Source organism: Streptomyces sp. NPDC056373, assembly GCF_042262425.1.
In the GTDB taxonomy this organism is placed as follows: domain Bacteria; phylum Actinomycetota; class Actinomycetes; order Streptomycetales; family Streptomycetaceae; genus Streptomyces.
The window spans coordinates 40,609-59,313 of record NZ_JBHJPX010000003.1 but is presented as its reverse complement, the minus strand read 5'-3'; the positions used below and the strand labels follow the sequence as shown (position 1 = coordinate 59,313).

Annotated in this window: 16 protein-coding genes, 1 other RNA gene and 1 pseudogene; 4 read left to right on the top strand and 14 right to left on the bottom strand. The window is 72.0% G+C overall.

Annotated elements, in window-relative coordinates:
- Positions 1 to 374 precede the first annotated feature (374 nt).
- From ACFCXS_RS07045 to ACFCXS_RS07030, 4 genes are all read right to left on the bottom strand, one after another.
- On the bottom strand, positions 375 to 1,397 hold the full coding sequence (locus ACFCXS_RS07045) for a hypothetical protein (RefSeq protein WP_376642034.1): 1,023 nt from the start codon (positions 1,395 to 1,397) through the stop codon (positions 375 to 377).
- 168 nt (positions 1,398 to 1,565) lie between these two features.
- On the bottom strand, positions 1,566 to 2,531 hold the full coding sequence (locus ACFCXS_RS07040; protein WP_376642033.1) for a LysR family transcriptional regulator: 966 nt from the start codon (positions 2,529 to 2,531) through the stop codon (positions 1,566 to 1,568).
- A 325-nt stretch (positions 2,532 to 2,856) separates the two neighbouring features.
- A complete protein-coding gene (locus tag ACFCXS_RS07035) occupies positions 2,857 to 3,720 on the bottom strand; it encodes a hypothetical protein (protein WP_376642032.1) in 864 nt (287 codons plus the stop codon).
- Between the two features lie 12 nt (positions 3,721 to 3,732).
- Positions 3,733 to 3,978, bottom strand: a complete 246-nt coding sequence (locus ACFCXS_RS07030) for a hypothetical protein (RefSeq protein WP_053669824.1) — start codon at positions 3,976 to 3,978, stop codon at positions 3,733 to 3,735.
- Between the two features lie 248 nt (positions 3,979 to 4,226).
- Between ACFCXS_RS07030 and ACFCXS_RS07025 the strand changes: the two genes are divergently transcribed.
- Both ACFCXS_RS07025 and yicI read left to right on the top strand, forming a co-directional pair.
- Positions 4,227 to 5,447: an MFS transporter gene (locus ACFCXS_RS07025; RefSeq protein WP_376642031.1), complete on the top strand. Its 1,221-nt coding sequence runs from the start codon at positions 4,227 to 4,229 to the stop codon at positions 5,445 to 5,447.
- A gap of 74 nt (positions 5,448 to 5,521) precedes the next feature.
- On the top strand, positions 5,522 to 7,774 hold the full coding sequence (gene yicI / locus ACFCXS_RS07020; protein WP_376642030.1) for an alpha-xylosidase: 2,253 nt from the start codon (positions 5,522 to 5,524) through the stop codon (positions 7,772 to 7,774).
- Between the two features lie 71 nt (positions 7,775 to 7,845).
- Here the strand turns inward: yicI and ssrA are convergent.
- From ssrA to ftsE, 5 genes are all read right to left on the bottom strand, one after another.
- Positions 7,846 to 8,234: a transfer-messenger RNA gene (gene ssrA / locus ACFCXS_RS07015) on the bottom strand.
- 98 nt (positions 8,235 to 8,332) lie between these two features.
- Positions 8,333 to 8,815, bottom strand: a complete 483-nt coding sequence (gene smpB, locus ACFCXS_RS07010; protein ID WP_053669821.1) for an SsrA-binding protein SmpB — start codon at positions 8,813 to 8,815, stop codon at positions 8,333 to 8,335.
- A gap of 46 nt (positions 8,816 to 8,861) precedes the next feature.
- Positions 8,862 to 10,031, bottom strand: a complete 1,170-nt coding sequence (locus tag ACFCXS_RS07005; RefSeq protein ID WP_376642029.1) for a S41 family peptidase — start codon at positions 10,029 to 10,031, stop codon at positions 8,862 to 8,864.
- Between the two features lie 68 nt (positions 10,032 to 10,099).
- Positions 10,100 to 11,017, bottom strand: coding sequence for a permease-like cell division protein FtsX (gene ftsX / locus ACFCXS_RS07000; RefSeq protein ID WP_376642028.1), 918 nt, complete (start codon positions 11,015 to 11,017; stop codon positions 10,100 to 10,102).
- A gap of 40 nt (positions 11,018 to 11,057) precedes the next feature.
- A complete protein-coding gene (gene ftsE / locus ACFCXS_RS06995; protein ID WP_003990615.1) occupies positions 11,058 to 11,747 on the bottom strand; it encodes a cell division ATP-binding protein FtsE in 690 nt (229 codons plus the stop codon).
- Between the two features lie 256 nt (positions 11,748 to 12,003).
- Between ftsE and ACFCXS_RS06990 the strand changes: the two genes are divergently transcribed.
- Positions 12,004 to 12,195 carry a hypothetical protein gene (locus tag ACFCXS_RS06990; RefSeq protein WP_376642027.1) on the top strand — a complete coding sequence of 64 codons (192 nt, stop codon included), beginning with the start codon at positions 12,004 to 12,006 and terminating at the stop codon, positions 12,193 to 12,195.
- Positions 12,196 to 12,293: 98 nt separating this feature from the next.
- On the opposite strand, the gene ACFCXS_RS06985 is transcribed toward ACFCXS_RS06990, so the two are convergent.
- The 5 genes from ACFCXS_RS06985 to ACFCXS_RS06965 form a co-directional block, all read right to left on the bottom strand.
- Positions 12,294 to 12,947, bottom strand: a complete 654-nt coding sequence (locus tag ACFCXS_RS06985; RefSeq protein WP_376642026.1) for a hypothetical protein — start codon at positions 12,945 to 12,947, stop codon at positions 12,294 to 12,296.
- A gap of 289 nt (positions 12,948 to 13,236) precedes the next feature.
- Complete coding sequence (prfB, locus tag ACFCXS_RS06980) at positions 13,237 to 14,340, bottom strand: peptide chain release factor 2 (protein ID WP_161366359.1); 1,104 nt, start codon at positions 14,338 to 14,340, stop codon at positions 13,237 to 13,239.
- A 58-nt stretch (positions 14,341 to 14,398) separates the two neighbouring features.
- The gene (locus ACFCXS_RS06975; protein ID WP_376642025.1) at positions 14,399 to 15,646 is read right to left on the bottom strand and encodes a serine/threonine-protein kinase; all 1,248 of its coding nucleotides are present in this window, start codon (positions 15,644 to 15,646) and stop codon (positions 14,399 to 14,401) included.
- A 122-nt stretch (positions 15,647 to 15,768) separates the two neighbouring features.
- Entirely contained in the window at positions 15,769 to 17,460 is a 1,692-nt protein-coding gene (locus ACFCXS_RS06970) for a serine/threonine-protein kinase (protein WP_376642024.1), read from the bottom strand.
- A 239-nt stretch (positions 17,461 to 17,699) separates the two neighbouring features.
- A complete protein-coding gene (locus tag ACFCXS_RS06965; protein ID WP_376642425.1) occupies positions 17,700 to 18,254 on the bottom strand; it encodes a hypothetical protein in 555 nt (184 codons plus the stop codon).
- Between ACFCXS_RS06965 and ACFCXS_RS06960 the strand changes: the two are divergent.
- Positions 18,174 to 18,356 (top strand): annotated as a pseudogene (locus ACFCXS_RS06960) (FHA domain-containing protein); the annotation flags it as partial. The gene ACFCXS_RS06965 and the pseudogene ACFCXS_RS06960 sit on opposite strands and share 81 nt — an antisense overlap.
- Positions 18,357 to 18,705 lie beyond the last annotated feature (349 nt).

Here is an 18,705-nt window from a genome sequence, read left to right as displayed (position 1 = left end):
GTGCGGGATGGGATGGCACGGGGACGGGGCGGGCGGACGGTGTGTCAGGAAGGCCGGGCCGGGCGGACGGGGACGTCGCGGCTGCGCGCGGTGTCCACGACGTCCTGGTCCCGCCGTGTGAGCGGGGCGGGACCGGCGGAACGGCTGATGACGAGTGGGCCCGGCCGTGAGGGCTCGGGTTCTCAGGGATCGGCCGGACCCGGGGTGGTCCGGGCCCGGAGGGCTCGGGTTCTCCAGGGAGCGGCCGGCCCCGGCGGAAGGGTGCGCCCGCCGAAGCGGTGGTGCGGCGCCCGGAGCGGCGGGCGCCGCACGTGCGACGCGGCCCGGGCGGCGACGCGGTTCAGGCGACGACGCGACCCGGACGGCGCCGCGGTCTAGGCGGCGGGCGTCTCGGCGGCGGGCTGCGGTTCGGCCGGGGCCTCCGCGACGGGCTGCGGCTCGGCCGGCCCTTCCGCGACGGTGCCGCCGTCGCCACCGGTTCCCGTGGTCTCGGTGGGCTGGGGGGTGGGCTCGCCCGTGGGTGTCGGGTCGGTGACCGGTGTGCTCGGCGGGTCCGCCGGCTTGGTCGGGGCCGGGTCGGTGGCCTTGGTGCCCGGTTTCGGGGTGGCCCGGGTCGCGATCGGCGAGGGCTCGGCGGAGGCGCCGGGGCGCGTGCCGGGGTCGACGCCCGCGGTGGGCGCGGCGGCGCTGGGGCCGGGCGCGGGTGCGGTGGCGTCGCCGGTCGCGGGGGTGCTGCCCGGCGCGGTGGCGCCGGTGGTCTCCCCGACGTCCTCGGGCGCTGCCGACTCGGCCGTCAGGGGCGGGCTGTCGACCTGCCCGGCCGGCGGGTTGTCCTCCCTGGTCGGTACGGGCAGCCAGGGGGCGTTGGAGTTGCCCGACATCAGCGTGGCGACGATGACGACGGCGTAGACCCCGCAGGCCAGGGCGACGGCCATGCCGATCCGGCGGTAGCGGCGGCTGCGACGGCCGGACTCGTCGACGAAGACGGGCCGGTCGGCGGGTGTCTCGGCGCCCGTGCCCTCCTCGACCCGGCGCAGGAAGCCGTCCCCGAGCTGCACGGCGTCGAGCTGGATGGTGACCTCGTGCGGATCATGGGTCTGCCCGGTCGGGTCGCCGGCCTGCTCCGAGCGACGGGCCTCGTCCTGCTCCTGCCAGGGGTCGCGGACCGGGGTCCGCTTGCCCGGGGCGAACGGAACGGCCTCGCCGTCGCTCTGGCGGGGAATGCCGGCCAGTACTTCCCTGCCCGCGGGCAGCCGGCGGCCGGTCGTCCGGACGTCATGACCGGGGAGGACCTGCGTGGCTCTCCGGTCCCGGACTCTTCCGTCCGACGGGAGTTCCCCGGTAGTTGCAGCGGCCTCGGGCCACTCGGGTTGGGCGTCTTCTCGCCACTCTTTCACGCGCACGCACTTCCCCCCACAGGATGGTTCAGGTGCGCTTGACGACCTGAGCACCCGCCGTCGGGCCGGGCCCCCACCCGTCCGAACGCACCCCTATTACCACACCGTGCTCAGGCGTTGAATGTAGCGCACGGGGAGGTTGTGTGTGGGCGGGGGTGTCGAATCGTGTCAGTCGTGAGACGTCATGAGGACATCGTCACCGGCCGGAATCCACCCTCCGGTGGGCCGCCGCAGCCACCCCTCCTCGGCGGCGAGCCGGGCCGCGGCCCGCCGCAGCGCGTCGAACGCGGGGTGGGTCAGGCCCTTGCGCCACACCAGGGACACGGGGGACAGCGGGACCGGGTCGACCAGGGGCCGCACCACCGTCGACGGCAGGGCGGGGAACCCGACCACGGCCAGGATCGGGTTGCGTGTTCTGGCCATGATCCGCTGGAACTCCTCGTCCCCGACGGCCAGCGGGGCGGGTGGCGCGACATCTATGTTCCGGCCCTCGAACAGCAGCCGCGCGAGGCCGGTCCACTCGGGCGTGCGCGGATTACCGGCGCCCGCGTAGACGCTCTCCCCGGCCAGCTCGGCCAGCGGCACGGACTCACGGGCGGCGAGCCGGTGGTCCTCGGGCAGGACGACCGCCATCGGCTCGAACCGCACGGGCTGGTGGTCGAGTCCGGCCCGCAGCGCCGGGTCCAGTCCGGCGAACCGTCCGAACGACGCGTCCAGCCGGCCGGCGAGCAGTTCCCCCGCGGCTCCGGTCAGGCCGCTCTCGTAACGGGCCATCAGCTCGTGCCCCGGGGCGAGCTCACGCGCCTCGTGCAGGACGCGGCGCGGGGTGACCAGGCCCGGGGAGTTGAGGTCGACCAGCAGCGGCCGGGCCTGGCCGAAGGCGGCGAGCAGCTCTTCCTGGGCCCGGAGGACCCGGCGGGCGTACGGCAGCAGGCGTTCCCCGTCGGGGGTGAGCGCCACCTGCCGGGTGGTCCGCACGAAGAGCTCGGCCCCCAGCTCCTTCTCCAGCCGCCGCACGTCCCGGCTGAGCGCCTGCTGTGCCACGTGCAACCGCACCGCGGCGCGGGTGAAGTGCAACTCCTCGGCGACGGTGACGAAGCCACGCAGCAGACGAGGGTCGAGGGGAGCGGACATGCGGTGAACCTACAGCGCCCCGGAGGTCGGATACCGGGGCTGCCGGCTGCGGGGCCGCTGGGAGCCCGGCGACAGGCGGGAGTGGCAGGAGTGGTGGCGGGGCGCCGCGGCCGCATGCCTCACCGCACGCGTGCGGCGGGGCCGCCTGCCCCGCCGCACGCAGGGGTTGCCGGGGCCGCACGCCACCGCCGCACGCAGGGGTTGCCGGGGCCGCACGCCACCGCCGCACGCAGGGGTTGCCGGGGGCGCATGCCCCGCCGCACGCAGGGGTGCCGGGGCCGCCCGGCACCGGCCGCAGGTGGGGGTGCCGGGGCCACCCGGCCGTTCAGGTGCCGATGTTCCTGCGAGGAGTGCCGCCCTGGCCCCTCCCGGGGTCCGCCGCCCCGGGGGCTTCCGGCCCCGGCCGGCCCTCCGCACCCGCCGCACCGGCCGCACCGGCCGCACCGGCCGCGGGTGGGGCCTGGCCCACCCTGTGTCGCGGCGCCGACCGCATCGGCGGCCTGGTCAGGGTGATCTGGCGGACGACCTGCTGGAAGCACGCCAGGGCCGCGAGGCCGGGCAGGGCCGCCGCCGCGATGCCGAGGATGGTCCGGGGCGCCTGGACGACGCACAGCAGCACGGCGATGCAGGAGAAGACCAGGACCACGCACCAGGAGTGCACGGCACGGCGCTGGTGCAGCGCGGCCCGCAGGACGGACAGGGAGCCCACCAGCCAGGGCCCGTACACCAGCAGGGGCCACCAGGTGCGCAGCCCCGGAGCCGCGGGGGACACGGCGACCAGCCGCAGCGGGTCGTAGGCGACGACACCGCTCAGGAGGCTCACCGCGGAGGCGATGACGGCACCCAGGGCCGCGACGAGGAGGCTCGTGGTGCGGAGCACGCCCCCGGCTTTGCGGACCCGGACCTTGCGGTGCCGTCTCGGAATCTCCCGCACGGGCGGCAGTTCCTCGGTGATGTCCTGGAGGCGCCGCATGTGGGTCGCCGGTGCGGAGGCCGGGACCGGTTCCTCGGCGGGGGGAAGGTCCTCGTCACGGGGGGCGGGAATCCTCGCCTGCTCCCCGAGCGCTTCCTCGAGGATGAACGCGAGTTCCTCAGCGGGGTCCCAGGTCGGGTCCGGCGGGGTCAGTGGTGTGATGAAATCCCGGGCCGGAGCCCGGTGCCGGCCGGTGCCCTCTACTTTGTCGTACACGGCGTGCCCCGCTTATTCCGCGAGCGCGAAAGCGGGCCAATCCGTCGCACTGATCCACCGTCGGGCAAGATCCTTCTCCAGGGTGCTCATGGCGTCGATGAAGTCGCGCAGCACCGCCTCGGTCACCTGCAGCGTGACCGGGCAACCGCCTTTGGTGAGCGTCCCGTTGACTGTCGCCGACGAGTGCGCTGGAGCGGGAATGTAGGTGTACGGGCCGAGCGTTACCGCCCAGCCGTCTTTCCTGGTCGCCTCGGTCATGTCTCGACTAACCGTCGGTCTACTTCCTCGGATGCGCGGCAAACGAGTGAAGGAATTTCCCGAATGAGCATCTTTTCCATGCGCTATGAGGAGCATCACTAATCTCCATATCCCTGTATGAAGAACAGGGAGCGAATGTTTCGCGCCATGGGCTTTCGGCCTCGCGCCAGGGACTCACAACCAGGGTGCGTGAGTGTGCGCGGAACAGGTGTTGGACCGCTTGATCGTCCCCGGGCGACGGTGGACGCATGCCCCGACTCTCCCCGTACCGCCGCCTGTTCCGCCTGCCTGGCGCCCGCGCGTTCACCGCCGGGAACCTCGTCGCCCGCCTGCCGATGGGCATGTTCAGTGTCAGCGCGGTCGTGATGATCGCCGGGACCCGGGGCTCGTACGCCCTCGCCGGCGCCGTCACCGCGACGGGACTCGCGGCGACCGCACTGGTCGCGCCGTGGATCGCGCGGCTGGTCGACCGGTACGGCCAGGCCCGGGTGGCCCTGCCCGCCACGGTGATCGCCGTGTTCGGCTCCCTCTCCCTGCTGCTGTGCGTGCGCCACGGCGCCCCCGACTGGACCCTCTTCGCCTCCTACGCCGCCACCGCCACGACCCCCAACACCGGCGGCATGTCCAGGGCCCGCTGGGCGCATCTGCTGGCCGGCGACCCGAAGGCGCTGCACACCGCCAACTCCTTCGAGCAGGCGGTGGACGAACTGTGCTTCATGCTGGGCCCGGTGCTCGCGGCCTTCCTGTGCGGAACGTTCTTCCCCGAGGCCGGCACGCTGGCCGGCGCGGTGCTGCTGCTGACCGGCATGGTCCTGTTCACGACCCGGCGGGCTACGGAGCCCCCGGTCCGCGCGCACATACCCGGCAAGGCACCCCTGCGCGCGCCCGGGATCCCCCCGCTGCTCGCGGTCTGCCTGGCGATGGGCGGCGTCTTCGGCGCGACGGAGGTCGTCACCCTGGCCTTCGCCGACGCGCAGGGGCGGCAGGCGGCGGCCGGTGCCGTGCTCGCGCTCCAGGCCGCGGGCTCCTGCGCGGCCGGCCTGCTGTACGGCGCGGTCAAGCCCACCGGACCGGCCGCGGCCCGGCTGCCCCGGTGCGTGGCCGCGATGGCCGCGCTGCTGACCCTGCCCCTGCTGGCCGCGGCCCTCACCGGTTCGCTCCTCCTGCTGGCGGCCGCGCTGCTGGTCGCCGGGATGGCGACGGCCCCGACGATGGTCACCGCCATGACGCTGGTCCAGGAGCGCACTCCCGAGGGCCGGCTGAACGAGGGCATGACCCTCGCGGTGACCGGCCTGCTCGGCGGCATCGCCTGCGGCAGCGCGCTCGGCGGCTGGACGGTGGAGCACCTCTCCCCGACGGCGGGCTACGCGGTCCCGGTGACGGCGGCGGCCCTGGCACTGGCCTTGTCCCTGACCCTGTCTCTGGGCAGTTCTTCGAATCGCTTCACCAAGATTCCTGCGCACCATTGACGCCCTCGCGCCCCCCGCATACGTTCGATCGTCGAAGCGCTTCGACATCACGCGCCGGGAGAGTGGGGACCCACATGAAGTTCACCGACGGCTACTGGCTCCTGCGCGAGGGCGTGACCGCGTCGCACCCGGCCCAGGTCCTCGACCTCACCGAGTCGGACGGCGCACTGGAGATCCACGCGCCCACCCGGCCCGTCCGCTCCCGGGGCGACCTGATGACGGGCCCGGTGTTCACCGTCAGGGTGCACTCCCCCATGCCCGGCGTCATCGGGGTGACCCTGACGCACTTCACCGGTGGGGAGCCCCGCGGCCCCGAGTTCGAGCTGATCACGTCGGACACCACCGCGGAGATCTCCTACGACGACGAGCACGCGACCCTGACCTCCGGCGACCTGTCGGTCCGGCTGGCCCGCGGCGGCCCCTGGGACGTCGAGTTCCTCGCGCACGGCCGGACCCTCACCCGCAGCGGGCACAAGAACGCGGGCATCATGCGGGACGCCACCGGCGCGCACCACCTGCGCGAACAACTGGTCCTGACGGTCGGCACGTCCGTCTACGGCCTCGGTGAGCGCTTCGGTCCGCTGGTGAAGAACGGGCAGGTCGTCGACATCTGGCAGAACGACGGCGGCACGTGCAGCGAACAGGCCTACAAGAACGTGCCGTTCTACCTCACGGACGCCGGCTACGGCGTCTTCGTCGACCACCCGGGCCAGGTGTCCTTCGAGGTCGCCTCGGAGGTGGTCTCCCGGGTGCAGTTCAGCGCGGAGACCCAGGAGCTGACGTACTACGTCATCCAGGGCCCCACCCCGAAGGACATCCTGCGCAGGTACACGGCCCTGACCGGCCGCCCGGCCCTGCCGCCCGCCTGGTCGTTCGGCCTGTGGCTGTCGACGTCGTTCACCACCTCGTACGACGAGGAGACGGTGACGTCCTTCATCGAGGGCATGCGGGAGCGCGAACTGCCGCTGTCCGTCTTCCACTTCGACTGCTTCTGGATGCGGGAGTACCACTGGTGCGACTTCCGGTGGGACCCGCGGGTCTTCCCCGACCCGGAGGGCATGCTGGCCCGGCTGAAAGCTCTCGACCTGCGCGTCTCCGTCTGGATCAACCCCTACATCGCCCAGCGCTCCCCGCTGTTCGACGAGGGCAGGGCACTCGGGCACCTACTGAGGCGGCCGGACGGCAGTGTGTGGCAGTGGGACATGTGGCAGCCCGGCATGGCCCTGGTCGACTTCACCTCACCGGCCGCCCGCGACTGGTACGCCGGCAAGCTGGAGGCGCTGCTCGCGCAGGGCGTCGACTGCTTCAAGACCGACTTCGGCGAGCGGGTGCCCCTCGACGTGGTCTGGTCCGACGGCTCGGACCCGGAGCGGATGCACAACTACTACACGTACCTGTACAACCGCACGGTCTTCGAGGTGCTGCGCAAGCACCGCGGTGAGCAGGAGGCCGTGGTCTTCGCCCGCTCGGCGACGGCGGGCAGCCAGCAGTTCCCCGTGCACTGGGGCGGCGACAACGAGGCGACCTACGAGTCGATGGCGGAGTCCCTGCGCGGCGGGCTGTCCCTCGGCTTGTCGGGTTTCGGCTTCTGGAGCCATGACATCGGCGGTTTCGAGGGCACCCCCACACCGGCCCTGTTCAAGCGCTGGCTGGCCTTCGGCCTGCTCTCCTCGCACAGCCGGCTGCACGGCAGCCGGTCCTACCGGGTCCCCTGGCAGTTCGACGAGGAGTCGGTCCACGTGGCCCGCCACTTCACCCGGCTGAAACTCCGTCTCATGCCCTACCTGTACGAGACGGCCCGCACGGCCCACACCGAGGGCCTGCCCGTGATGCGGGCCATGGTGCTGGAGTTCCCGGACGACCCGGGCTGCGCCCACCTGGAACGGCAGTACATGCTCGGCCCGGACCTGCTGGTCGCCCCGGTGTTCAGCGACGAGGGCGACGTCACGTACTACGTCCCCGAGGGCACCTGGACGCATCTGCTGACCGGCGATCCGGTGACCGGCCCGCGCTGGGTGCGCGAGCGGCACGGCTTCCTGAGCGCGCCGCTACTGGTCCGGCCCGGCGCGGTGATCCCGTTCGGGGCACGGGAGGACCGCCCGGACTACGACCACGCCGACGGGGTGACCCTGCGGGCGTACGGTCTGCGGCCCGGCGACGAGGTGACGGTGCCGGTCGGGGAGGTGACCTTCACGGTCGTCCGCGAGGGGACCGTCCTGCGGGCGACCTGCGCCACCCCGTCAGCCGCCTGGGCCCTGGCCGCGGGCGACCGCGAGGTCCGGGCCTCGCCCGGCACGGATTCCCTCACCTTGGAACTCGGCCGGTGATCACGAGCTGGACGACCGCATGACGAAGGCCCCGCCGCTCGGAAGCGGCGGGGCCTTCGCCCACATGGGATGAGTGGAGATGGCGGGAATCGAACCCGCGTCCAACGGTGCAGAATCAGGGCTTCTCCGTGTGCAGTTCGCTGCGATTTTCTCGGCCCCGGCGATCACGCGAACAAGTCGCCGACGGGCCCAGTCACTGTTTGATTTCCCATCGAACCCCGTGACCGGGCTCGATGGTTTAGTCCCCTAGATTATGCCAGGATCCGGGCCGGGAACACTCCCGGGCTGACACCCATTTAGGGTCCTTCAGTCACTGCTTATCAGGCAGCGAGGGCGAAGGACTGGGAATCGCGCTTGGTGTTGGCGATTATTTTTTGCGACATATGGTTTACGAGATCATTGCCGCTTCCTCGACACGCTTCCCCTGCTTCGACAGCCGCTGTCGAAACCGATCATCCCCATGTTGTGTTGACAATCCCTCCGGAGAGGGGCGCGCACCCGCCGTGGGGTGCAGGCACCATCGTACGTGACCAACGCAGGTCGGTGCCAGCTTATTCCTTATGCCCCGCGCTGCCTCCGCTTCACCGCCGCGATCGCCCGGTCGGTCTCGCGGCGGTCCTGCTTCTCCCGCAGCGCCTGACGCTTGTCGTACTCCTTCTTGCCCTTCGCCAGCGCGATCTCGACCTTGGCCCGGCCGTCCTTGAAGTACAGCGCGAGCGGCACGATGGTGTGGCCCGTGTCCCCCGACTTCGACTCCAGCTTGTCGATCTCCGCGCGGTGCAGCAGCAGCTTCCGCTTGCGCCGGGCGCTGTGGTTGGTCCAGGTGCCCTGGCTGTACTCCGGTACGTGCACGTTGTGCAGCCACGCCTCACCGTCGGTCAGCTGCACGAAGCCGTCGACCAGCGACGCCCGTCCCTGGCGCAGGGACTTCACCTCGGTCCCGGTGAGGACCAGGCCGGCCTCGTAGGTGTCGATGACGAGGTAGTCGTGCCGCGCCTTCTTGTTCTGCGCGATCAGCTTGCGCCCTTTTTCCTTAGCCATAGTGCCGCCCATTTTCGCACTACGGAGGGGCCCTGCGGAAAGTCGATTACGAGGGGCTCGCGAGGCCGCGCAGCACGGTGCCGGCCCGCTGGAGGGCGTCCTCGCCGGTCTCCAGGTCGGGCGTGATGCCCCGGCCGTCGACCCCGCGGCCGGAGGGGGTGCGGTAGTGCCCGACGGTCAGCTCCGCGACGGAGCCGTCGGGCAGCCGGCTCGGCATCTGGACCGAGCCCTTGCCGAAGGTGCGGGAGCCCACGACGAGCGCCCGTCCGCGGTCCTGCACGGCGCCGGTGAGGAGCTCGGCCGCGCTCATCGTCCCGCCGTCGACGAGCGCGACCAGCGGTCTCGTGGTGTCCCCGCCGGACTGGGCGTGCAGGGCGCGCTGCTTGCCGTCGACGTCGTAGGTGGCGACCAGGCCGCCGTCCAGGAAGGCGGATGCGGCGGTCACGGCCTCGGTGACCAGGCCGCCGGAGTTGCCGCGCAGGTCGAGGACGATGCCGGCGCGGGGCGGGGTCCGGCGGACGGCTTCGCGGACCTGGCGGCCGGAGCCCTTGGTGAAGGTGCCGACCTTGATGACGGTGACACGGCCCGCGAGTTCCCGGACGGTGACCGAGTCCGTGGACAGCTGGGCCCGGCGCACGGTTTCGGTCCACGCGCGACTGCCGCGCTGCAGGCCGAGACGGACCGTGGTGCCCGCGGGGGCGTCGGTGGCGTCGCCGCGCAGCAAGGAGACGACCTCGGTGACGGGCCGGCCGCCGGTCTTCTCCCCGTCGACACTGCGCAGCAGGTCTCCGGGGCGGATCCCGGCGGTGGCGGCGGGCGACCCCGTGCGCACCCGCGTCACCTCGATACGGCCGTCCCGTTCACTGCGGGCCCAGAGGCCGACACCGGTGTACTCGCCGTCGAGGGACTCCTCGAACTCCTCGTACTCACCCGGGGAGTAGACGGCGCCCCAGCGGTCCCCGCTGCGGCTGACGGCGCGCTTGGCGGCCTGGACCGGGGACGTGCCGTCGGCCATGGCCTCCTCCGCGGCCCGGGCCACATCCGCGTGGTGTGCGGCGGAACCCGTCGAACGGACCTCCTCCGGCGCGGACTTCCCCTGCCCCTGGGGCAGCGCCCCGGTGGCCGCACCGGCGACGAGCACGCTCGTGAACACCAACGTCAGGGCGGCCCCGCGGCGGAGACGACGGGGCTGACAGAACGGGTCACGACCTGACATGCCGGTGAGTCTAGGACAAGCGGAAGGGCCGTACGGCCGGTTGACCGTACGGCCCCTCTTGGCATGCGTCACACCTTCAAGTACTTGCGCAGCGCGAAGAACGCGGCCAACGCGGGCATCAGGAGGCTCGTCGCGAGGATGAGCGGCAGCTTGGTGAGGACGGCGTCCCAGCCGATGAAGTTGATCAGTGTCAGCTGGTCGGCCAGGGCCAGTCCGTGGTCGATGAGGAAGTACCGGGCGAGCAGCAGGAAACCGCACGCGAGGGTGCCGCCGATGAGTCCGGCGACCGCCGCCTCCATGATGAACGGCGCCTGGATGTAGAAGCCCGACGCGCCGACCAGCCGCATGATGCCGGTCTCACGCCGTCGGCTGAACGCCGAGACGCGCACGGTGTTGACGATCAGCATCAGCGCGACGACCAGCATCAGCGCCATCACCGCTCGGGCGGCCCAGTTCATACCGTTCAGCAGCTTGAACAGGTTGTCCAGAATGCCCTTTTGGTCCTGTACGGACTGCACACCGTCCCGGCCGTTGAAGGCGGTGGCGATGACCTGGTACTTCTCCGGGTCCTTCAGCTTGATGCGGTACGACTCCTGCATCTGGTCCGGCGTGAGGGAGCTGGCGAGCGGGGAGTCGCCGAACTGCTCCTTGTAGTGCTTGTACGCCTGGTCCTGCGACTCGTACGTGACGGCCTGGACGACGCCCATCTTGTCGAGGTCGGCCTTGATCTGCGACTTCTGGTCGTCGGTCACCGCACCCTTGGCACAGTTGGGGTCGGACTCGGCGTCGCTCTTGTTGCAGAGGAAGATCGAGACGTTGACCTTGTCGTACCAGTAGCCCTTCATGGTGTTGACCTGGTCGCTCATCAGGAGCGACCCGCCGAACAGGGCGAGCGACAGGGCTACGGAGACGACGACGGCGAAGGTCATCGTCAGGTTGCGGCGGAGACCGACACCGATCTCCGACAGGACGAACTGGGCGCGCATGGCGACTGGTTATGCCTTTCCGTGGATCTCGGGTGCGGTATCAGTGCTGGTAGCCGTAGACACCGCGGGCCTGGTCGCGCACGAGGCGGCCCTTCTCCAGTTCGATGACGCGCTTGCGCATCTGGTCCACGATGTTCTGGTCGTGGGTGGCCATCACCACGGTCGTGCCCGTCCGGTTGATCCGGTCGAGCAGCTTCATGATGCCGACGGACGTCTGCGGGTCGAGGTTGCCGGTGGGCTCGTCGGCGATGAGCAGCTTGGGGCGGTTGACGAAGGCCCGCGCGATGGCCACGCGCTGCTGCTCACCACCGGACAGCTCGCCGGGCATCCGGTCCTCCTTGCCGCCGAGCCCGACGAGGTCGAGCACCTGCGGCACGGACTTGCGGATCTCGCCGCGCGACTTGCCGATGACCTCCTGCGCGAAGGCGACGTTCTCGCCGACCGTCTTGTTCGGCAGCAGGCGGAAGTCCTGGAACACCGTCCCCAGCTGGCGCCGCATCTGCGGGACCTTCCAGTTGGAGAGGCGGGCGAGGTCCTTGCCCAGAACGTGCACCTGACCGTGGCTGCACCGCTCCTCGCGGAGGATCAGCCGCAGGAAGGTGGACTTTCCGGAGCCGGAGGACCCCACGAGGAAGACGAATTCGCCCTTCTCGACCTCCAGGGACACATCCCTGAGGGCGGGGCGGGTCTGCTTGGGGTAGACCTTGGAGACGTTGTCGAATCGGATCACGGATGCACCACGGGTCGCCGGGGGTAGATGAGCGTGACCATACGCGAACCGGGTGGGGCACCGCAGTCACCGACCGTGATTGCGCCATGGATGTGCCGTTTTGTGCCGAGCGCCGAGGGACGCGGGCGGGCTGTGCTCACCCCCACAGAAAACGCGAGGCCGCGCGGGGGCCGACGGAACCTGGCAAAGTGGAGGGGGAACATTCCCGCCCCCACGGACGTTGAACACGTGGAACCGGCGCAAGGAGGGCAAGCGCATGACGTACGACCGGCTGGTGTGCGCGAACTGCGCGTCCCCCGTGAACGAGGGCCGCTGCCCCGTGTGCCGCGCGAACCGCGAGCGGCTGCAACAGGAGAACTTCCTGGCGGGCCTCAATCCGATGGCTCTGATCGCCCTGCTGACGGTGCTGATCGCCGCGGTGGCCCTGCTGGCCCACCAGACCGTGTGACGACGTAGCCCCCGAGGACACGGCCGAGGGCCCGGAGCGGTTCGCTCCGGGCCCTCGGTGTTGCGCTGGGCGCACGGTCCGTACGGACGCGGCTACCGTCAGGCGGCAGCGCCGCCGCGGCCGCTCACGAGGCGGGGCAGCAGACGGAAGCCGACACCGCCGGCGATCATCGTGGCGGCGCCGATCACCAGGAAGGTGGTCTGCGCGGCACCCGTCTCGGCGAGCTCCTGGCCGTTGCCCTGGGCCTGGGCCTGCGAGGCCGGGGTGGAGTCCGAGCCGACCTCGGTGAGGGAGGAGGAGCCCTCCTCCTGCGGCGAGGTGCCACCGTCGGGGTCGGCGTTGTTGCCGCCGCCGTTGCCGCCACCGTTGGCGTTGCCGTTGCCGCCGCCGGTGCCGTTCCCGTTGCCCGGGTCGGTCGGGGCGTCCGTCGGGTCCTCGGTCGGCTCGGTGGGCTCGTCCGTCGGCTCGGTCGGCTCGTCGGTGGGCTCCTCGGTCGACGGCGGGTCCGTCGGGAGGTCCGTGGGCGGGTCCGTCGGGAGGTCCGTGGGCGGGTCCGTCGGGAGCTCGGTCGGCGGGTCGGTCGGGGCGTCGCCGCCCGTGCTCACGCCGACACCGACACTGGTGTCACCGAGGCCGACGCTCACGCCCAGGTCGAGAGCGGATGCCGCACCGGCGGCGGTCAGCGAGGCACCGGCGGCGATCACGGCACCGGCGGCTATCCGCGCGACACGAATCCGCGTCTTCTTCGTCATGTGGTTGCTACCCCCAGTAGCTCATCGTCATTAGGCAGCGCTCGGGGCTGTGCTCGACGGGGACGACTGTGGTGAAAGGCGCCCCGGTTCACATGCGCCCCAGAGACACGCATGCCACGCTTCACCCTTCCCATTTTTCAAGAACACGTCAAGGCCGTTTACGGCTGCCATGTCCAACTACGGGGGCTATGCCGGGAGTCTGAGGGCGTGAGTGTGATGTAAAACCCGGACATGGGGTACGGAAAAGGCAACTGCCGCCCAGACGGCGGCAGTTGCCTTGTCGACAAACTTACTTCTCCTGCTGCTTGCGCCAGCGAATTCCGGCTTCGATGAAACCGTCGATCTCGCCGTTGAACACGGCCTCGGGGTTGCCGACCTCGAACTCGGTGCGCAGGTCCTTGACCATCTGGTACGGGTGCAGGACGTAGGAGCGCATCTGGTTGCCCCAGGAGCTGCCGCCGTCCTTGAGGGCGTCCATCTTGGCCCGCTCCTCCTGGCGCTGCCGCTCCAGCAGCTTGGCCTGGAGCACGTTCATGGCCGTGGCCTTGTTCTGGATCTGCGAGCGCTCGTTCTGGCAGGAGACGACGATGCCGGTGGGGATGTGGGTGAGGCGCACCGCGGAGTCGGTGGTGTTGACGCCCTGACCACCGGGGCCCGACGAGCGGTACACGTCCACGCGCAGTTCGGACTCGTCGATCTCGATGTGGTCGGTCTGCTCCACCACGGGCAGGATCTCCACGCCCGCGAACGAGGTCTGCCGCCGGCCCTGGTTGTCGAAGGGCGAGATGCGCACCAGCCGGTGCGTGCCCTGCTCGACGGAGAGCGTGCCGTAGGCGTAGGGCGCCTGGACGGCGAAGGTGGTCGACTTGATGCCGGCCTCCTCCGCGTACGAGGTCTCGTAGATCTCGGTCTTGTAGCCGCGCTGCTCGGCCCAGCGCAGGTACATGCGCTGGAGCTTCTCGGCGAAGTCGGCGGCGTCGACGCCACCCGCCTCGGCGCGGATGTTCACCAGTGCCTCACGGGAGTCGTACTCACCGGACAGGAGAGTGCGGACCTCCATCTCGTCCAGCGCCTTCTTCACGGCCGTGAGCTCGGACTCGGCCTCGGCGCGGGTGTCCGGGTCGTCCTCCTCCTCGGCCATCTCGAAGAGGACGCCCAGGTCGTCGATGCGACCGCGCAGGGCCTCGGCCTTGCGCACCTCGGCCTGGAGGTGGGACAGCTTGCTGGTGATCTTCTGCGCCTCATCGGGGTTGTCCCAGAGGGACGGCGCGGCCGCCTGCTCCTCGAGCACGGCGATGTCTGCCCTCATCTTGTCGAGGTCCAGAACGGCCTCGATCGACTCCATGGTCGAGGAGAGGGACTTGAGCTCTTCGGATACGTCGACGACTGCCACGCCCTCCAGCGTAACGGCTCCGCCCGGCGGCCATCGCCGGGCGGCAGGAGCAGGCGGCTCAGGGGGTCTGCGGGGCCGAGTTCTGCGTGTCCTGGGGAGGTGCGCTCCGGTCGTCGTCCGACGTGGTCAGCCAGGCTCCGACGCCGATCGCCGCCGCGAGGGCCACCGCGCCCACTCCCAGGGCCACCCGGCGGCGCCGGGTCACGGCGCGGTTGCGGGCCGAGCCGGGGCGGGGGGCGCCTGGGGTGCGCGGGGCCCGGGCCGTGCCGTGGGCGCCGCCGGCCAGCTCGTCGGGGGCCGGGACGCGCATCGAGGTGTGGGTGTCCCGGTTGGAGTCGGTGGGTTTCGCGCCCGGCACCAGGGGGACCGCGCCCCGCCGCCTGACCCGCTCCCCCGCCGGCGCCGGTCCGGCGGGCCGCTCCTCGCGGTCGGACTCCTCCTGGGACTCGGTGTCCGGCTCGTCGACCTCCAGCGGGGGCATGCCCGTCAGCATCGGCAGCAGCTCCCTCAGCCGGACCCCGAGCTCCGAGGCGCGCAGTCGTGAGGCCGGGGCCTTGGCCAGGCACTGCACCAGCAGCTGGCACAGCTCGTCCGGGATGCCGGGCAACGGGACGACCGTCTCCGTGACGTGCCGGCGCAGGACCGCACCCGGGTGGCCGCCGCCGAAGGGGGTGAAGCCCGCCAGCAGCTCGTAGAGGACCGTGGCGAGCGCGTAGATGTCGACGGACGCGCGTGGGGGCAGGCCCTCGACGATCTCCGGGGCGAGGTAGTCCGGGGTGCCGATGATCTTGGTGGCCTTGGTCCGGCGCGGGGTGTCGATGAGCTTGGCCACGCCGAAGTCGGTCAGCAGCGCGCGGTGCGAGCCGCCGGGGCCCAGCGGGCCCTGCATGTCCAGCAGGACGTTCTCCGGCTTGACGTCCCGGTGCACGACTCCCGCGGCGTGCGCGGCCGCCAGCCCGTCGGCGATGTCGGCCGCGATGGCGACGGCCGCCTCGGGGGCCATGCGCCGGTCCCGGTCCAGCCGGGTGCGCAGGTCCGTGCCGCGGACGAGGTCCATGACGAGCGCCAGGTCGTTGCCGTCGACGACCAGGTCCCGCACCGACACCACGTGCGGGTGGTCCAGGCCGAGCAGGGCCGTGCGCTCCTGGACGAAGCGGCCGACGAGTTCCTGGTCGGACGCGAGGTCCTCGCGCAGCAGCTTGATGGCGACGGGACCTTCGGGGCCCTCGCCCAGCCACACCGTGCCGGCGCTGCCCCGCCCGAGGATCTGGTGGGCGGTGTACCGGCTGCCGATCTTCCGTGCCAAGGCTGCTCCTACCGACGCGTGTTGTCGCTAAAACTACGCGTACGGAAGGCCAACCTTCACCGGGGAGGCGGAAAACACCCCCCAGGTGTCGACAAATCACCAACCCCGCAGGGTGGTTCCGGTCAGTTCGTGCCGGAACCGCTCCCGCCGAGCTTCTCGAACCAGCCGGTCACGGTGCTGAACCAGTCGGTGAGCTGGTCCCAGTAGCCCTTGGTGGTGCCGATCCACTCCTGCAGCGGGCTCAGCTCCCACACCAGCCAGCCCGCGACGAACAGGATGACGATCGTGAAGAGGCAGCCCTTCAGGCAGCCGAGGCCGGGGATCCGCATCGGGTTGGCGCTGCGCTGCCGCGGCTGCCGGGGCTCGCGCTGGGGGCGCTGCGGCTGCTGGGGCTGGGCCGGGGGCGCGGGTGGGGCGTAGCGCTGCGGCGGCTGGGGCCGCTGCGGCTGCGGGGCGTACTGCTGGGGCTGCTGCTGCGGGTGGCCGTAGCCGGGGCCGGGCGGGGGTGCCTGGCGGTGCGGGGGCTGCTGCGGCCGGGCGACCTGGCGCTGGGGGCGGCGGCGCAGCGGGTCCTCGTTCGGGTCGAGGTACTGGACCTGCGTCTGCTCGTTGCGGTCGCGGGCCGCGCGCAGCTGGTTCTGCCAGGGGTGCGGGTCCTCGGGGCCGCCCGGTCCGCCCTGCTGTCCGGGGTGGCCGGGCGAACCCGGCGGGACCGGCGGCATGACGGCGGTCGGGTCGGCCGCGCCGTGGTGGTTCATGACGGCGGTGGGGTCGGCGGCGCCGGCCGGGCCGCCGGTGTGCGGCATGACGCTGGTCGCGGCGTTCGGGTCGTAGGCGCCGGCGCCCTGCGGGAGGACCTGGGTGGGGTCGGCCGAGCCGGGCGTGTCCGGCACCGGCGCGGGGGCCGGGTCGGGCGCGAGGAGCATGCCGACGCCCTCGGCGGCGGCGATCTGCGCGGAGTTCGCGTGCACCCCGATGCCCTCGGCGACGACGCGCAGACCGCGGGCGAGGTTCTCGGCGCTGGGCCGCTCGTCCGGGTTCTTGCGCAGGCAGCGCTCGATGACCGTCCACAGCGGGTCGGGGACCGTGGAGGGGCGGCGCGGCTCGGAACTCAGGTGCTGGTGCAGCACCTCCAGGGCGGAGCCGCCGGAGAACGGCGGGCGGCCGGTGACCAGCTCGTACAGCAGGATGCCGGCACCGTAGATGTCGACGGCGGAGGTCTGCGGGCGGCCCTCGGCGGACTCGGGCGCGACGTACGCGGGCGTGCCGACGAACTCCTGGGTGCGGGTCAGGCCCGGGGAGTCGGCCAGCCGGGCGATGCCGAAGTCGGTGAGCAGCGGGTGCATCCGGCCGTCGTACTGCTGGAGCAGGACGTTGGCCGGCTTGAGGTCGCGGTGGACGACGCCGTCGGCGTGGCTGGCGGCGAGGGCGTCGGCGATCTGGGCGGTGAGCAGGGCGGCGGCGACCGGGGTGAACGGCCCGTTCTCGCGCAGGTAGCGGTGCAGGTCGGGGCCCTCGACGAGGTCCATGACCAGCGCCAGCAGCTCGCCCTCGACCACCAGGTCACGGACCCGGACGATGTTCGGGTGGGTCAGCCTGAGCAGGACGGACCGCTCGCGCAGGAACCGCATGACGATGTCCGGGTCGCCGGCCAGCTCCTCCTTGAGGACCTTGATCGCGACGGTCTCGCCGGGCTGCCCCGGCACGGCCGCCTCAGCGCCCGCGGTCTCGCGCTGGCGGGCTCGCCAGACGGTGCCCGTGGCGCCGCGTCCGAGCGGCTCCTCGAGCAGGTACTTGCTGCCTACCGGCCGCACGTCATGCGCTCCCTGGTGCTTGCCTTGCCTGCTGGCCTGTCCGACCCACTGTAGTGCCGGGGGGCCGGGGACCGGGGTGTCGTCTTTCTGTGGGTCTTACGTAGCGGCCCTCACACCCGTTCGAAGGAAGGACGCTCACCTCGGTCTCGTGGTTGCCGCAGGGGAACGTGAGTGATCTCAAGCGGTCGCCTGTGGGTCATCTCTCAGGCACTTTTGCGGGCAGAGCCGACCATTCAAGATCACCTTTTGCGGAGCGAGGGGCGCACTGTCAGTGGCAGGTGCGAGGATGCTGCCAGTACTGGGCGACGTGCTGGGGCGGGGTGGGGGACTCCGCGCCCGGGCAGAAGGGACCGCTGACGGCGATGCAGATCCGGCTGACCGTCGTAGATCCGCTGGGCCCGTCGGCGCCGGCGCGGGATCGCGTCCCGCGCAGCGACGTGCTGGTCACGGCACCCGCCGGTACGGCGCTTGCCGCGGTGGCGTCGGCCCTCGCCCAGGCGGTCTCCGGCGGTGACGGCTCGGGCACGCCCGTGCTGTACGCCGGGGAGCAGCGGCTGGACGCCCAGCGCTGCACGCTCGGCGAGCCGCCGCTGACCGACGGTGCCGTGCTGTCCGTGGGCGCGCCGGGCGAGCCGGAGCCGCATCCGGAGCTGGAGGACGCACCGGCCCAGTTGCAGGTCGTGGCCGGGCCCGACGCCGGCGGTGTCCATCTTCTGCACGGCGGCGAGATCCGCGTCGGCCGCTCCGCGGACGCCGACGTACCGCTCGACGACCCGGACGTCTCCCGGCTGCACTGCGCGGTGACGGTGAGCGCGGACGGCCGCGTCGCGGTCGCCGACCTGGACTCCACGAACGGCACGACGGTGAGCGGCGCGCGGGTGGGTGACCGGGCGGTCCCCTTCGTGCCCGGTGCGCTGCTGCGGATCGGCGAGTCGGCCCTGCGGCTGACTCCCGCCGGGGGGCCGGGGGCCCGGGTGGAGACGACTCCGGACGGGGAGGGGCACGTGCGCGTGGCCGGGCCCGCGGAGGCATCCGCCCCGGTCGAGGCGACTCCGAAGGCGGCCGGGCCCATGGGCTCCACGCACCACGCCCACGGCTCGGCGCCCTGGGGCGCACCGGCTGCTTCCGGGCGCGGCTCCGCGGACCCGGCCGTGGTGCCGGGGCAGGGCGGGGCGCCGTGGATCGAGGGCGGGGGTGCGGGCTCCGGGCCGGAAGCGGTACGGCTCGGGAGCGGAGGTGAGGGCC

Excerpts from the sequence above, each read along its gene's own strand:
- ACFCXS_RS07040 (WP_376642033.1), bottom strand. The coding sequence starts at position 2,531 with ATGTCCGCTCCCCTCGACCCTCGTCTGCTGCGTGGCTTCGTCACCGTC.
- ACFCXS_RS07030 (WP_053669824.1), bottom strand. The coding sequence starts at position 3,978 with ATGACCGAGGCGACCAGGAAAGACGGCTGGGCGGTAACGCTCGGCCCG.
- ACFCXS_RS07025 (WP_376642031.1), top strand. The coding sequence starts at position 4,227 with ATGCCCCGACTCTCCCCGTACCGCCGCCTGTTCCGCCTGCCTGGCGCC.
- yicI (WP_376642030.1), top strand. The coding sequence starts at position 5,522 with ATGAAGTTCACCGACGGCTACTGGCTCCTGCGCGAGGGCGTGACCGCG.
- smpB (WP_053669821.1), bottom strand. The coding sequence starts at position 8,815 with ATGGCTAAGGAAAAAGGGCGCAAGCTGATCGCGCAGAACAAGAAGGCG.
- ACFCXS_RS07005 (WP_376642029.1), bottom strand. The coding sequence starts at position 10,031 with ATGTCAGGTCGTGACCCGTTCTGTCAGCCCCGTCGTCTCCGCCGCGGG.
- ftsX (WP_376642028.1), bottom strand. The coding sequence starts at position 11,017 with ATGCGCGCCCAGTTCGTCCTGTCGGAGATCGGTGTCGGTCTCCGCCGC.
- ACFCXS_RS06990 (WP_376642027.1), top strand. The coding sequence starts at position 12,004 with ATGACGTACGACCGGCTGGTGTGCGCGAACTGCGCGTCCCCCGTGAAC.
- ACFCXS_RS06985 (WP_376642026.1), bottom strand. The coding sequence starts at position 12,947 with ATGACGAAGAAGACGCGGATTCGTGTCGCGCGGATAGCCGCCGGTGCC.